Source organism: Cupriavidus cauae (assembly GCF_008632125.1).
GTDB classification, from domain to species: domain Bacteria; phylum Pseudomonadota; class Gammaproteobacteria; order Burkholderiales; family Burkholderiaceae; genus Cupriavidus; species Cupriavidus cauae.
Genome location: NZ_VWRN01000071.1, coordinates 78,810 through 93,325 on the forward strand (window position 1 = coordinate 78,810; position 14,516 = coordinate 93,325).

8 protein-coding genes are annotated in these 14,516 nt (G+C 71.1%); 2 read left to right on the top strand and 6 right to left on the bottom strand.

What is annotated here, in order from left to right:
• Positions 1 to 24: 24 nt before the first annotated feature.
• From aroG to F1599_RS24425, 4 genes are all read right to left on the bottom strand, one after another.
• Entirely contained in the window at positions 25 to 1,104 is a 1,080-nt protein-coding gene (gene aroG / locus F1599_RS24410; RefSeq protein ID WP_174105859.1) for a 3-deoxy-7-phosphoheptulonate synthase AroG, read from the bottom strand.
• 402 nt (positions 1,105 to 1,506) lie between these two features.
• Entirely contained in the window at positions 1,507 to 2,967 is a 1,461-nt protein-coding gene (tldD, locus tag F1599_RS24415) for a metalloprotease TldD (RefSeq protein WP_149319335.1), read from the bottom strand.
• A 148-nt stretch (positions 2,968 to 3,115) separates the two neighbouring features.
• Positions 3,116 to 3,928, bottom strand: coding sequence for a carbon-nitrogen hydrolase family protein (locus F1599_RS24420; RefSeq protein ID WP_149319433.1), 813 nt, complete (start codon positions 3,926 to 3,928; stop codon positions 3,116 to 3,118).
• Positions 3,929 to 4,046: 118 nt separating this feature from the next.
• Positions 4,047 to 8,393 (bottom strand): YhdP family protein, encoded by a 4,347-nt coding sequence (locus F1599_RS24425; protein WP_150084792.1) that lies wholly within the window; start codon positions 8,391 to 8,393, stop codon positions 4,047 to 4,049.
• 225 nt (positions 8,394 to 8,618) lie between these two features.
• On the opposite strand from F1599_RS24425, the gene glnE reads away from it, so the two are divergent.
• Both glnE and rrtA read left to right on the top strand, forming a co-directional pair.
• Positions 8,619 to 11,429, top strand: a complete 2,811-nt coding sequence (gene glnE, locus F1599_RS24430) for a bifunctional [glutamate--ammonia ligase]-adenylyl-L-tyrosine phosphorylase/[glutamate--ammonia-ligase] adenylyltransferase (protein WP_455423661.1) — start codon at positions 8,619 to 8,621, stop codon at positions 11,427 to 11,429.
• A 6-nt stretch (positions 11,430 to 11,435) separates the two neighbouring features.
• A complete protein-coding gene (rrtA, locus tag F1599_RS24435; protein ID WP_370639586.1) occupies positions 11,436 to 12,095 on the top strand; it encodes a rhombosortase in 660 nt (219 codons plus the stop codon).
• Positions 12,096 to 12,223: 128 nt separating this feature from the next.
• Here the strand turns inward: rrtA and mprA are convergent, their stop codons facing one another.
• Together mprA and F1599_RS24445 are read right to left on the bottom strand one after the other, a co-directional pair.
• Entirely contained in the window at positions 12,224 to 13,861 is a 1,638-nt protein-coding gene (mprA, locus tag F1599_RS24440; RefSeq protein WP_150084794.1) for an MprA protease, GlyGly-CTERM protein-sorting domain-containing form, read from the bottom strand.
• 234 nt (positions 13,862 to 14,095) lie between these two features.
• Positions 14,096 to 14,509: a hypothetical protein gene (locus F1599_RS24445; RefSeq protein WP_149319431.1), complete on the bottom strand. Its 414-nt coding sequence runs from the start codon at positions 14,507 to 14,509 to the stop codon at positions 14,096 to 14,098.
• Positions 14,510 to 14,516: the final 7 nt, after the last annotated feature.

Consider the following 14,516-nt stretch of genomic DNA (forward strand, 5'->3'; position numbering starts at 1 on the left):
CGGTGGCCGCCAACTCAGCGTTCATCAGTTTCCGCTGCCCTTCGCCAACCGCCGCGCCTTGACCGCGTTGGCCAGGATCTCCAGCACGCGGACCGAATCGTCCCAGCCGATGCAGGCGTCGGTGACCGACTGGCCGTAGGTCAGCGAGTCGATCGGCGCGCCCTGGACATGGTCCTGGCGGCCGGCGATCAGGTGCGATTCGACCATCACGCCGATGATGCGGTCGTCGCCCGCGGCGAGCTGGCGGCCGATGTCCTCGCAGACCGGGATCTGGTTCTCGTGCTTCTTGCTGCTGTTGGCGTGCGAGGCGTCGATCATCAGCCGCGCCGCGAGCCCGGCCTTGGAAATCGCGTCGCAGGCCTGCTGCACGCTTTCGGCGTCGTAGTTCGGATTCTTGCCGCCGCGCAGGATGATGTGGCAGTCCTCGTTGCCCGAGGTCGACACGATCGCCGAATGGCCGCCCTTGGTGACCGACAGGAAATGGTGCGGCTGCGAGGCGGCCTTGATCGCATCGACCGCGATCTTGACGTTGCCGTCGGTGCCGTTCTTGAACCCCACCGGGCACGACAGCCCCGAGGCCAGCTCGCGATGCACCTGCGATTCGGTGGTGCGCGCGCCGATCGCGCCCCAGCTGACCAGGTCGGCGATGTACTGCGGCGAAATCATGTCGAGGTATTCGGTGCCCGCCGGCAGGCCCATCTCGCTGATATTGAGCAACAGCTCGCGCGCGGTGCGCAGGCCGTCGTTGATCTTGAAGCTGCCGTCCATGTGCGGATCGTTGATCAGCCCCTTCCAGCCGACCGTGGTGCGCGGCTTCTCGAAGTAGACCCGCATCACGACCTCGAGCTCGTTGCTGAAGCGATCGCGCTGCTCCTTCAGCAGCTTGGCGTATTCGAGCGCGGCGCGGGTGTCGTGGATCGAGCAGGGGCCGATGATGACGATCAGCCGGTCGTCCATGCCATGCAGGATGCGGTGCATCGCCTGGCGCGCGCCGTAGATGACGTCCGACGCCTTCTCCGACAGGGAGAACTCGCGGATCAGGTGCGCCGGCGGCAGCAGCTCCTTCAGTTCGCGAATACGAAGGTCGTCGGTGTTCTTCAACATGATGGCTCCAGGTCTTGTCAGGTCGTGAGAGTGGGGGTATTCGATGCTGCGGGGAAAGTCGGGCCAAAAAAAAAGCCGCCAGGTCTGCTGGCGGCTTTTTTGCAATCTTGGGAGGCGCTTACGACTGATCCTCTCCTTCCGCCAGCGGTGCGAGATCGCTAAAAAAGTAAAAGTAAAACTTGGCGGACATGTGGGAGGAAATCGCGGTATTCGGTCGGTCTTGCGATTGGTATTGCGTCTGTTTTCGTCGGTATCGCGTGTCGGAGAGGCGGCAAGCGCCGGCGACGAAGCCACTTTATAGCCCGTTTCGGCACGCTTGGCAAGCGCGCCGAAACGCCCGGGCAAGGCGGAAGAGGGCCGGCTGTGGCGTCGGCGCAGCAGCGGCGCCGACGCCCGCGGCCGTCAGGCGGTGCCGCCCACCGTCATGTTCTCGATGCGCAGGGTCGGCTGGCCAACGCCGACCGGCACGCTCTGGCCTTCCTTGCCGCAGACGCCCACGCCCGAGTCCAGCCGCATGTCGTTGCCGATCATGGTGACGTCCTTCAGCGATTCGGGACCGTTGCCGACCAGCGTTGCGCCCTTGACCGGCGCGGTGATCTTGCCGTCCTCGATCAGGTAGGCCTCGCTGGCCGAGAACACGAACTTGCCGTTGGTGATGTCGACCTGGCCGCCGCCGAAGTTGACCGCGTACAGGCCGCGCTTGACGCTGGCGATGATCTCCTGCGGGTCGCGGTCGCCGTTCAGCATGTAGGTATTGGTCATGCGCGGCATCGGCAGCGCGGCGAAGCTCTCGCGGCGCGCGTTGCCGGTCACCGGCATCTTCATCAGCCGCGCGTTCAGCGTGTCCTGGATATAGCCGCGCAGGATGCCGTCCTCGATCAGCGTGGTGCACTGGGTCGGATTGCCTTCGTCGTCGAGGTTCAGCGAACCGCGGCGGCCTTCCAGCGTGCCGTCGTCGACCACGGTAACGCCCTTGGCCGCCACGCGCTCGCCCATGCGGCCGGCAAAGGCCGACGAGCCCTTGCGGTTGAAGTCGCCTTCCAGCCCGTGGCCGACCGCCTCGTGCAGCAGCACGCCGGGCCAGCCCGGGCCGAGCACGACGGTCATCGCGCCGGCCGGGGCGGGGCGCGCCTCCAGGTTGACCAGCGCCGACGACACCGCCTCGTCGACATAGGTGCGCAGCAGATCGTCGCTGAAGTAGCCGTAGTGATAACGGCCGCCGCCGCCCGAGGTGCCCATCTCGCGCCGGCCGTTCTGCTCGGCGATCACCGTGACGGACACGCGCACCAGCGGCCGCACGTCGGCGGCGATCACGCCGTCGCTGCGGGCGATCAACACCACGTCGTATTCGCCGGCCAGGCCCGCCATCACCTGCACGATGCGCGGGTCCTTGGCGCGCGCCATCTTCTCGACGCGCTCGAGCAGCGCGACCTTCTCGGCCGCCGGCATCGAATCGAGCGGATCGTTGGGTGCGTACAGGTCGCGGCCGCCCTGCGAGGCCAGCGAACCCGCCACCTTGGTGCGGCCGCTGCCGACCTTGCCGATGGTGCGGGTCGCGGCGCTGGCCTGCAGCAACGCCTCCAGGCTGATCTCGTCGGAGTAGGCGAAGGCGGTGCGGTCGCCCGACACGGCGCGCACGCCAACGCCCTGGTCGATATTGAAGCTGCCCGACTTGACGATGCCTTCTTCAAGGCTCCAGGCCTCGCTGCGGGTGTACTGGAAATACAGGTCGGCGTAGTCGACCTTGTGCGTGAAGATGTCGGCCAGCACGCGTTGCAGCCGGGCTTCGTCAAGCCCGTACGGGTTCAGCAGCAGCTGCTGTGCGGTGGCGAGATTGCGGATTCCGAGATCGCCGGCGTTCATGAATGTCCTCTGTTGGATTCGGTGTCGCGCTGCCCGGCATCGGGCCGGCAGCCGCAAGGGTGGGGCGCCGGCTGGTGCGGCGCCCGAATGTTCGGTACTACGGTTCGGTCAGGTACCACGGTTCGGTCGGGTCCTACGGGTGTCCATGCTACAGCACCCGGTGGCGCAGCGCAGGCAGGTTCTGCCGCACTTCGGCGATGCGCGCCGGGTCCAGCGTGCCGCTGACCACGCCCTCGCCCTCGGGCAGCATGGCCAGCACCTCGCCCCAGGGATCGACCAGCATCGAGTGACCCCAGGTGCGCCGGCCGTTCTCGTGCTTGCCGCCCTGGGCCGCCGCCAGCACATAGCACTGGTTCTCGATCGCGCGGGCGCGCAGCAGGATTTCCCAATGCGCCTGCCCGGTGGTGTAGGTGAAGGCGGCCGGCATCAGGATCAAGGCCAGGCCGTTCTCGCTGTCGGTGCTCGCCATCTGCCGATACAGCTCGGGAAAGCGCAGGTCGTAGCAGACCGACATCGCGACCCGGCCGCACGGCGCATCGAAGGTCACCGGCTCGCGGCCGGCCAGGATCGTGCGCGACTCGTCGTAGCGCTCCTCCCCGCGGGTGAAGCCGAACAGGTGGATCTTGTCGTAGCGCGCCACCCGTTCGCCCTGTGGGTCGAAGGCGAGCGAGCTGTTGCGGACGCGCTCGGCGTCCTCGCACCACAGCGGCAGCGTGCCGCCGACCAGCCAGATGCCGTGGCGCCTTGCTGCATCGGCCAGGAAGCGCTGGATCGGTCCGTCGCCGTCCTGCTCCCGCACCGCGACCTTGTCGCTCTCATGGCGACCCATCAGGCAGAAATACTCGGGCAGCAGCACCAGCTCGGCGCCGCCGCGGGCGGCCTCGGCGATCAGCGCATCGGCGCGCGCCAGGTTGGCGTCGAGCGCGGTGCCGGTCACGGTCTGGATCGCGGCAACACGCATTGCACGCGTCGCGCTCGGCGTGGCGGAGGGGGAAGCGGCAGGGCTGGCTGGCGCGCTGGTGGGGCGGGTAGCGGGATCGGCGGCTGGCATGGCGTTTCCTCGATGCGCGTGGGCGCAATTACGGCATGTAGGACTGCTCGGGCTGGCGGCGATCGGGAGCGCGCCTGGACCCGTCCGCGTTATTGTCGCCGACCTTGGCGATCCGCGGCTCGGCCCAGCTTCCTGTCACCTTGTAGTGCTGCGTGAAGGCCTTGGAGAACTCGTCGGCGAACAGCAATTGCGCCGCCAGCGTGCCGATCCCGAGCGCCGGATTGATGAAGGCGGCGGCGACCGAAGCCGAGGTCGCGTTGATGCGCGGCACCAGCGCGACCTCCAGATCCTGCGTTTCCTGCGGAAGATTGGCGCTGCCGGTCATCGCCGCGCTGACCTGCGGGCTCTTCAGGCGGAAGTCGCTGGTGCTGGCGATGCCGTTCTCGATGGTGCCGGTCGCGCTGATCTCGTCGAACACCAGGCCCTCGCCGGCGATGCCGCGGAAGTCCAGCGTCACCAGCCGCATCACGCTCTGCAGGCTCAGCACGCCCAGCAGCTTGGCCGCCCCGGGCTCGACGCTGACGATCTGGCCATTCTCGAGCTTGAGCGCCACGCGGCCGTTCAGCGAGGGGTAGTCTATCGCCAGCGGCGAGCCGATCCAGCGGATGCGGCCCTCGAGCTTGCCCTTGCCGTCGCGCAGCGTATGCGGCATGCCGAGCCGGTCGAGTACATCGCCGGCATTGCGCACGTCGACGTTGAAGCTGAGCAGTGTGCGGCGCTGGCCGCCGGCCTTGCCGCTGTCGCGCACGCGACGCGGCACGCGCCAGCTGCCCTGGCCGGTGAAGGTCGCGCCGGGCTGTTCCAGCGTCAGCGATTCCAGCGTCCAGACCGGTTCGCCATTGTCGAGCGCGCTGTGCGCCTTTACCTGCAGCTTGCCGAAGTCGTGGCCACGCAGTTCGAAGCGCTCGGCCTGCAGGTCGATCGACGGCAGTTGCTCGATCTGGCCGGCCAGCGCGTCGGCGACCTTGCTGGTGTCCTGGCTGTCGGGGATGTTCAGCCGCGACAGCCGCAGCGTCAGCGCGCCGCCCGGGCTGGACGGCACCGCGCGCCACTGCATCTGGCCGGCGATCTGGCGCGAGTCGAGGCGGAACTGCCAGCCGGGATCGCCGGCCTGCGCGGTGCGCACGGCGTCCAGCGTCACGTCGTCGAGCTCGCGGCCGAAGGCGAGCAGCGTGCGCGAACGCGCGGTGATGCGCTCCGGCAGATACGAGGCCGTGGCCGGTTCGCGCGCGCCGCCGCCCTTGTCGTCGGCGGAGCCGCTGGCGGGTGCACTGGCGAGCGCCGCGCGCCAGCCGTCCAGATCGAAGCGCTCGACCGCCAGCGCGGCGCTGACCCCGGTGGCGGGCGTGGGCGCCGGCTGACCGATGCCGATGCCGCCGTTGACGACCTCGACGCCGCCGGCGCCACGGCGCAGCAGATAGCGGGCGTTCAGCATCGCGCCGTATTGCAGTTCGAGTTCCTCGTGGCCCGCGCGTCCGGCCACCGGTCGTACCTCCAGGCGCAGTGGCGCCGGTTGCCCGGCCGGCTTGGTCAGCGGCGCCGGCAGGTCGACCGCCATGCCGGCGAGGTCCGCGGTGAACGAGATCACCGGCTGGCGTTCGCGCACGCCGATCACCGCCTGGTAGCTGGCATTGCCGTCGAAGCGGCGCGCCAGCGGCGTCAGCCCGGCACCGGACAGCGCCTCGGCGATGCCGCGCGAGTTGGCGCTGCCGGCCGCGGTCACGCGCACCGTGCCGTCGGACTGCGTGCCGCCGCTGGCGCGCACCTCGCCGCCGAGCAGGCGCGCGCGCACCGCATCGAGCTGGAAACCGTGCTCGTTGAAGGTCACCGTGCCGGTGGCGCCGCCCAGCATCGGCAGGCCCGGCGCCAGCACCACGTCGTTGCCGGTCAGGCGGTACTGGCCCTCGACCTTGCTGCGGGTGGCATCGGCCAGCGGCAGGTCCAGCTTGAGCCGCAATTCGCCATTGCCCTGGCCGCGCGCGTCGCCGGTGACGTTGCCGGTCCACTCGCGCACCGGGCTGCTGGCGATATAGCGCAGGAAACCCTGCATCGGGCCGCTGGCGCTGCCGTCCAGCGTCAGCCGTCCGCGGTGGTCCAGCTCGTCGATGCGGCCCTTGACGTCGCGCAGCGCCACGCCGGCCAGGCCCTGCACCGAGGCGCGCTCGACGTTCAGCGCCATCGCGCCGCGCTCGAACCGCAGGCTGCCGTCGATCTCGGTGAACAGCGGCCACAGCGGCTTGCCGTCCGGACCGTGCGGGTCGATCTGGTAGGACGCCTGCCGCAGCGGCACGTCCACGTGGAAGTCGCCATGCCGGGCGGCGTCACCATGGAAAGGGAAGTGGGCGAGATCTCCCTTGACCTGGAAACGGACCGCCTCGGACTCGCCGCCCGCCAGCGCGCCGGCCAGATACTGGCGCGTACTGGCGGGAATGTGCAGCGGCAGGTAGCGCGGCACGCGTGCGATCTGCGCGCGGCCGAGCTCGCCGTCCAGTTCCGCAATGCCGGCGTGGCCGTCGCCGCCTTCGCGCCAGCTGCCGCGCACGGTGCCGGCCGTGTCGGCGTTGGCGAAGCGGATGCCGTCGGTGCGCACCACCAGCTTGCCGCCCTCGCGGCGCCACTCGAATGCGCCGGCCAGTTCGTCGAAGGGCAGGCGCGGGTCTTCGAAGACGCCGGGGAAGGTCAGCGTGGCCTGGGTGCCCTCGAAGCGCGCGCTGCCGCCCTGCTGGTCAAAGGAGAAGTTGCCGGACAGGCCGCTGAAGCCGGGAATGCCCAGGTTCGCATGGCCGTCCTTGTCGAACGCCGGTTCGGCCGGCTGCTCGCGCACCGACACGTTGCGCAGCGTGCCTTGGATGCGATAGCGGGCGGGACCGCCTTGCCGCTGCAGCAGGCCGCCGCGCTCGCGGGTCCAGTCGACGTCGAGATTGTCGAGCCGGCCGGACGGCCGCAGCGCGCGCACCTGGCGGGCCAGCGCGGTATCGAGCGGCATCGCGGTCGACAGCGCGCGCAGCGCGTCGAGGTCGAGCGTCGGCGCCTTCAGCGCCAGCCGCCGCAGCGCGCCGTTGTCGTCGCGCGCCCAGCGCAGCGTGACGCGGCGCATGCCTTCGCGCCAGGCGCCGCCGGTGGCCTGGGCCTGCGCGCCGGCGGGCTCCCACAGCAGCGTGTCGACGGTCAGCTGGTTGTCGGCGCCTTCGCGCCGATGCAGCAGCAGCGCCTGCGACTGGTTCAGCCGCAAGGGCTCGGCCGCGCCGGCCAGGCGCAGATCGAGCGCGTTGGCGCGCAGCCGGGCCTGGCTGCGCAGCATCTCGCCATTGGCGAACTCGATGGTGCCGTCGCTGCTCAGCACGCCGCTGTCGACCCGCTCGAACAGGCTCAGGTAGCGCTGCACCGCGGGCAGCTGCAACTGGCCGATATCCCAGCTGGCCTGGCCGCGCCAGTTGCGCCAGTCGCCCTGCGCATGCAGATAGGTATGGCGGAAGGTGCCGGTGACCACCAGCGGGCGCGCGGCCAGCGCGGCCGAGCGCGCTTCCAGCCGCAGGTCGTGGCGGGCGCCGCTGCGGGTCGAACGCAGCAGGATGTCGCCGACCTCCAGCACCGGCAGGCCGCGCTGCTCGTCGAGCCAGCGGACCTTGCCGCCGGTCAGCGTGACCGAGCCCTGCGCCAGCAGCCAGTCGAGAAAGCGATGATCGTCGCCGCCGCTGCGGTCCTGCGTGCGCATCGGCATGCCCGCCACCTCCAGCCGGCCCTGCGCCGAGCGGTGCACCAGCACGTCGGCGTGGTTGGCGTCGAAGCGGGCGAAGCGCAACTCGAGCGTGCTCAGCGACTGCCAGGACAGCGCGCCCTGCAGCGTCTCGGCCGACAGCAGCACGCGCTGCTGGTCGTCGACCAGACGCACGCCGCGCGCATGGAAGGCCGGATGCCAGCCATCCCAGGTGGTCTCCAGCGCGGCGATGGTCAGGTGGGCCGACAGCGCCTCCGAGCCGCGTTGCTCCAGCCAGGCGCGTGCGCCCGCGGCCTGGGGCCACAGCACGAAACGCATCAGCAGGAACAGCACCGCGGCCACGGCCGCCAGCGTGACGCCGATGCGCAGCAGCCAGCGCGCGATCCAGCCCCAGCAGCGGTGGCGTACCGCTGCCGCGACGGCGCGGCCGATGGCGCGCGGCGAGACCTTCAGGGAGCGAAACAGCTGGCCGGCCCGGCGGCGCCAGGCCGAGGTCGAAAACGACTTGCCGGAGGGAGGGGAGGTCGAGGAAGCGGTACCGGAACCGGAACCCTGGGCCGCCGCGGCACCGGCGGGGGAGCCCGCGGACCCTGGGGTTGCAGCCGCGCCGCTGGACGGGGTGGGGCGTTCGGCGGGTGGGGTGGCGCGGCTGGACATGCGCAGATTATCCGACAATACTAGCCGCTCTCCAATTCGAAGCCAGCCCGGGCGGCGTTACCGGTGGCGCATGATTCCTCGCGCGGCGTTCCTCTGCCGCGATCCATCCAAGTGACAGGAATGACTTCCCCAGATATCGCGAGTTCCCAGGCGGGCGCCGGTCGGCATGCCGCCGACGCCGCCGTTGCCGTCGATGCCGCCACCGCGGCCAGCGGCCTGGGCGGCATGGCAAGCGGCGCCTTTGCGGTGGCCGCGGCGACCGGTCTCGACCCCGCCGATTGCGGGGGACACGCATTGTACTCGGCGGCCGCCTCGCACTACGTGCGGCGCGTGATGCAGGCCCGGCCCGAACTGCCGGCCCTGGTCGCCCAGGCCAGCGCCGAGCCGCTGACGCGGGTCTGGATGGAAGCGCGGCTGGCCGAGCTGCGGCAGCCGGCCGCCGACGCCGAGCAGGCGATCGGCCAGGCGCTGCGGCGGCTGCGCGCCGAGGTGATGTGCATCGTCATCGAGCGCGATCTGCGCGGGCTGGCCACGCTGGCCGAGGTCACCGGCGCGATGACCGACCTGGCCGAGCTGTCGATCCAGCATGCGCTGGCCACGCTGACCGAGGACATGGCGCCGACCTTCGGCCGACCCGTCGGCGAGCACAGCGGCGAGGTACAGGAGCTGATCGTGGTCGGCATGGGCAAGCTCGGCGGCCGCGAGCTGAACGTCTCGTCCGATATCGACCTGATCTTTCTCTACGACGAGGACGGCGACACCGCGGGCGGCCAGCGCAGCCTGTCGAATCATGAATACTTCACGCGGCTGGGCCGGCGCCTGATCAGCGTGCTGGCCGAGACCACCGCCGACGGCTATGTGTTCCGCGTCGACATGCGGCTGCGGCCGAACGGCGACGCCGGGCCGCTGGCCTGCAGCCTCGGCATGCTGGAGGAATACCTGGTGGTGCAGGGCCGCGAATGGGAGCGCTACGCCTGGATCAAGGGCCGCGTGGTGTCGTCGCTGGCCACGCCGCACGCGCAGCGCACCGCCGATCAGCTGGCGCGGCTGACCACGCCCTTCGTGTTCCGCCGCTATCTGGACTACGGCGTGATCGCCGCGATCCGCTCGCTGCATGCGCAGATCCGCGCCGAGGCAGCCAAGCGCAGCGGGGGTCTGGCCGGCCATGGCGTCAACCAGCGCTCGGCCGATATCAAGCTGGGGCGCGGCGGCATCCGCGAGATCGAATTCATGGCGCAGGTGTTCCAGCTGATCCGCGGCGGCCAGGACCTGGCACTGCGCGCGCGGCCGACGCTGGAGGTGCTGGCGATCGCGGTCGAGCGCGGGCTGCTGCCGGCGGGGCAGGCGCTGCAGCTGTCGGATGCCTATCGCTTCCTGCGCCAGCTGGAGCACCGGCTGCAGTATCGCGACGATGCGCAGACCCACCATCTGCCGACCAGCGAGCAGGAGCAGTCCGCGGTGGCGCGCATGATGGGCTGCGCGGACTGGCCCGCGCTGCAGGCGCGATTGGCGGAACTGCAGGAGCCGGTGGCACAGCAGTTCGAGGTCACCTTCTCCGACCCGGAGCAGGGCCAGCCGCCCGCCGAGACGCTGTGGCCGGCGCTGGCGCACGGCGAGGACGAAGAGGCGCCGTGCGCGCGGCTTGCGCAGGCGGGCTATTCCGACTGCGTCGGGTTGCTGGAGCGGCTGCGCGCCACGGCGGCCTCGCCGCGCTACCGCGCGCTGTCCGAGCAGAGCCGCGCGCGCTTCGACCTGCTGGTCAACCGCGCGCTCGACCTGGCCGGACGGCAGGACGATGCCGATGCCACCATTGCGCGCTTTCTAGACTTCTTCGATGCGATCAGCCGGCGCGCCTCGTATCTGTCGCTGCTGTCCGAGTATCCGCAGGCGATGGAGCGCGTCGCCCATACCTTGCACGCGTCGCGCTGGGCCGCCACCTATCTGACGCGGCATCCGCAACTGCTCGACGAACTGCTCGATGCCGAGGCGCTCGCCAGCGTGCCGGACTGGGAGGCCTTCCGCGCCCGGCTCGGCGAGCGCCTGCTCGCAGCGCACGGCCAGGTCGAGGCGCAGATGGATATCCTGCGCCGCGAGCACCATGCCGAGACCTTCCGCGTGCTGCTGCAGGACCTGCACGGCAGGCTGACGGTCGAGCAGATCGCCGACCGGCTGTCCGACCTGGCCGACGCGATGCTCGACGTCACGCTGACCGCGGTCTGGCAGCAACTGCCGATGCGCCATCGCGACACGCCGCGCTTCGCGGTGATCGCCTATGGCCGGCTGGGCGGCAAGGAGCTCGGCTATGCGTCCGACCTCGACATCATCTTCCTGCACGACGACGATGACGACGGCGCCGCGGAGATCTACGCCGCCTATGCGCGCCGCCTGATTACCTGGCTGACCAGCCATACCGCGGCCGGCATGCTGTTCGACGTCGACACGCGGCTTCGTCCGAACGGCGCTGCCGGCCTGCTGGTCACCAGCTTCGAGTCGTTCCGCCGCTACCAGCTGCGCCAGGGCGACAACACCGCCTGGGTGTGGGAGCACCAGGCGCTGACGCGCGCGCGCTTCTGCGCCGGCGACCGCGAGCTGGGCGCGCGCTTCGAGCGGCTGCGCGAGGAGGTCCTGTGCCAGCCGCGCGATGCCGACACGCTGCGTCAGGACATCGTCGCGATGCGGCACAAGGTGGCCGAGGGCCATCCGAACCGCAGCGACCGCTTCGACCTGAAGCACGACCGCGGCGGCATGGTCGACATCGAATTCACCGTGCAGTACCTGGTGCTGCTGCACAGCCGCGCCCATCCCGAGCTGACGCGCAACGCCGGCAATATCGCGCTGCTGCGGATGGCGGGGCAGCTCGGCCTGATCGACGCCACGCTGGCCGAAGCGGTCGGCGACGCCTATCGGACTTTCCGCGCGCGCCAGCACAAGCTGCGGCTCGACGGCCAGGATCAGGCCCGCGTTCCGCCGCAGACCATCGAGGCGCAGGCGCGCGATGTGCGCGCGCTATGGCAGGCCGTGTTCGGCCAGGACTGAGCGGCGGTGGTTGCCGAGCACGAGGACGGCGGCGCCGTACCGGTCGCGGCGGCGCCGTCCGCGTGGCGTCGCGCGCTGCCGGCCCTGGCCGCGGCGGCGGCGGTCGCCGCGTTGTCGGCCGCCTTCACCTTCGTGCCATGGCTCCATGCGCACGGTCTCTACCTTCGCGATGCGCTGATGCTGCCCGGGGGCGAGCGCCAGTGGTGGCGGCTGCTGACCGCGATGTGGGTCCATCTGGATGGACGCCACTGGCTCGGCAATCTGCTGGCGGCATCGGGTTTGCTGTTGCTGGCCGGGCGCGCGGCCGGCGCACGGCAGATGCTGCTGGCCTTGCTGGTGTGCGGGATCGCGGTGCAGGTTGCGCTGCTGTGGCAGCCGGCGGTTCGCTGGTATGGCGGGCTGTCGGGCGCGCTGCATGGGCTGGCGGTCTGGGGCGCCTTGCGGCTGCTCGCCGCCGACCGCTGGTCGCGCGCGATCGGTGTCGCGCTGGTCGCCGGCGTGCTGGTCAAGCTGTGGCTGGAGCAGTCGTGGCTCGCGCCGGTGCGCTTCGATGCGGCCTGGGGATTTGGCGTGGTGCGCGCCGCCCATGCGGCCGGCGCGGTGGCCGGCTTTGCCTGGTGGCTCGCACAGCAGTGGTGGGGGCAGCGGCGCGCCGCCGCGGGCTAGCGCGCCGGCCCTGGAATCAGGGCCCTTGATTCAGGGCCCTCGATTCAGGGCGCTCGGTTCAGGGCACTCTGTTCAGGGCACTCTGTTCAGGGCGCTCTGTTCAGGGCGCTCGGTTCAGGGCCCTTGATTCAGCGCCGCGCCTGGCGGCGACGGCCGGACGGCAGCAGCACGGCGAACAGACCGGCCAGCGCCAGGGCGGCACCGCTCCACAGCGGCACGGCACCGCCGCCACCATCGTCGCCACCGCCGCCGTTGTTGCCGGGAGGCGGCGCCGGGGGAACCGGCGCACCCGCGGCCGCGGCCAGCGCGCGGTTCGCGTCCAGCAACCCGGCGCCGCAATTGCCGGCGTTATTGCCCGTCGTGCAATAGGTATTGGCCGGATGCGGGCGCGCGCTGCTCTTGAGCAGTTCGGTGACCTGGGCGCTGGTCAGGTTGCCGTTGACCGCCAGCATCAGCGAGGCGACGCCCGACACCATCGGCGCGGCGAAGCTGGTGCCCTGCGAGTTCACCAGGGTGTAATTGCGCGCCGTCGTTTCGCCGTCGTTGGTCAGCGTGCGGATCGTCGACGGCGGAGCCAGGCAGGTCCCGTTGGACACCTTGCTGTTGGCACAGCCGCCACCGGGCGCGCTGATCGCGATCTGCGGGCCGACGTTGGCATAGCTGGCGTTTTCGCCGTCGTTGACATGGGCGGTCACCGCGATCACGCCACGGCAGTCGGCCGGCGCTTCCACCGCGCCGGCGCTGTTGCCGGCGGCGGCCACCACGACGACGCCGCGCGCGGCGAGCTCATCCACCGCCTGCTGCTCGAAGCTGCTGCAAGTACCTGCGCCGAGGCTGATATTGACCACGCGCGCCGGCGTGGGATTGTTCGGGACGTTCGGTACCGGCAGGCCGCCGGCCCAGCGCATCGCGTCGACGGTATCGGACAGCAGGGCGCCGCAGCGGCCCGAAACGCGCAGCGGCTGGATGCGCGCGCTCCAGTCGACCCCGGCGATGTCCTGGCCGTTGTTGGTCACCGCGCCCAGCACGCTGGCGACGCGGGTGCCATGCCAGGTGCTGGGACGCTGGTTCGGCGCGGCCGGCATGCCGGGGCAGGCGAAGCCCTGCGGCACGAAGTCGCCGGCATCAGTCGGGTCGCCATCGCGGCCGTCGCCGTCCTGCGAGTACAGCGGATCGGCGATGAAGTCATAGCCCGCCACCAGCCGCGCGGCCAGGTCCGGGTGCCGCAGCACGCCGGTATCGACCACCGCGATCACCAGGCCTTCGCTGCCGCGGGAACGGTCCCAGGCAGCGGGCAGATTGGCGGCACCCGGAATGATCGCCGGCGAGCCGAGGTAGGGCTGGTTGATGGCGAATTCGGGATCGTTCGGCACCGTGTCGTGCGGCCGCAGCCAGCGGTCCGGCACCGCGTCCGCCACGCGCGGATCCTGGCGCAGCTGCGCGGCCACCGCCTCCGGATCGGCGCCCTTGCCGGCCGGCACGCCGAGCAACGCCAGGTTGCCGCCCATCTGCCGCTTGACGGTCAGTCCGATGCCGGTCTGCTCGGCGACCTTGCGCACCTGTTCGGCGGCGGCCTCGGCCGGCATCAGCGCGGTGCCGGCGGGGGCGTCTTTCCAGCGGACGATGATGTTGCCGCTGTAGACCGGGGCCGGGCGGGCGTCCGGACTCGTCGCGGCCATCGCGGCCGAAGGGGGCAGGATGGCGCCCGCCGAGACGGCGGCGGCCAGGACCAGACGCAGGGCGACGGGCGGAATCGAACGCGGCATGAACACCTCCGGGAGGGGCGAAGCCGGGGTGCAGGGGCCGGCGCTCGCGGGCATGTGGCTCAAAGATAGTTGGGGGAATGCGGGCGGGCAATCGGCGCTCGTCCGACAGCGCACGCTATCGGGGTGACGTCCGGGGCGGTTTCGCCTTGCTCGATCGGCTGCCTCGAGCCGCCTGCGTGGTCCGCCTGCCTGGCCGCTTTCCCGATCCGGTTAACGGCAGCCGTCGCCCGGTTTTCAGTTCGCCGGCATGTCGCGCCCGGTCGGCTTGGGCCGGCTGGGCGTCAGGCGGCGGTCCGCCTCGGCCGCCTCGATGCGCGGCAGCGCGCGCAGCGTGGTGACCGCCTGCTCGATGGTGGCCTCCGGCGACGGCGAGATCGCGGTGACCAGCCAGGTGCCGCCGGACATCGGGCGCTTGACCACGAAGCGGATCGGTCCCTTGGCCTGGGCCAGCAGTTCGCCGGCCTGCAGCGAGGTATCGACGGCCGGCGGCGTGAAGCGGACCAGGATGTCGCCGACCGCGCGGTCGTCGGTGATGGCGCCCGGCGGCGGGGTGGCGGGCTTCGAGCTGCAGGCGGCTGCCAGCGCCAGGCCGCACAGGGCCACCGCGAGCGTCAGGCGGCGCGTGGCGCGGCGCGCAGGGCGGCTCACCGGGCGG

Excerpts from the sequence above, each read along its gene's own strand:
- glnE (WP_455423661.1), top strand. The coding sequence starts at position 8,619 with ATGGCAAGCGGCGCCTTTGCGGTGGCCGCGGCGACCGGTCTCGACCCC.
- F1599_RS24420 (WP_149319433.1), bottom strand. The coding sequence starts at position 3,928 with ATGCGTGTTGCCGCGATCCAGACCGTGACCGGCACCGCGCTCGACGCC.
- tldD (WP_149319335.1), bottom strand. The coding sequence starts at position 2,967 with ATGAACGCCGGCGATCTCGGAATCCGCAATCTCGCCACCGCACAGCAG.
- aroG (WP_174105859.1), bottom strand. The coding sequence starts at position 1,104 with ATGTTGAAGAACACCGACGACCTTCGTATTCGCGAACTGAAGGAGCTG.
- F1599_RS24425 (WP_150084792.1), bottom strand. The coding sequence starts at position 8,393 with ATGTCCAGCCGCGCCACCCCACCCGCCGAACGCCCCACCCCGTCCAGC.
- mprA (WP_150084794.1), bottom strand. The coding sequence starts at position 13,861 with ATGCCGCGTTCGATTCCGCCCGTCGCCCTGCGTCTGGTCCTGGCCGCC.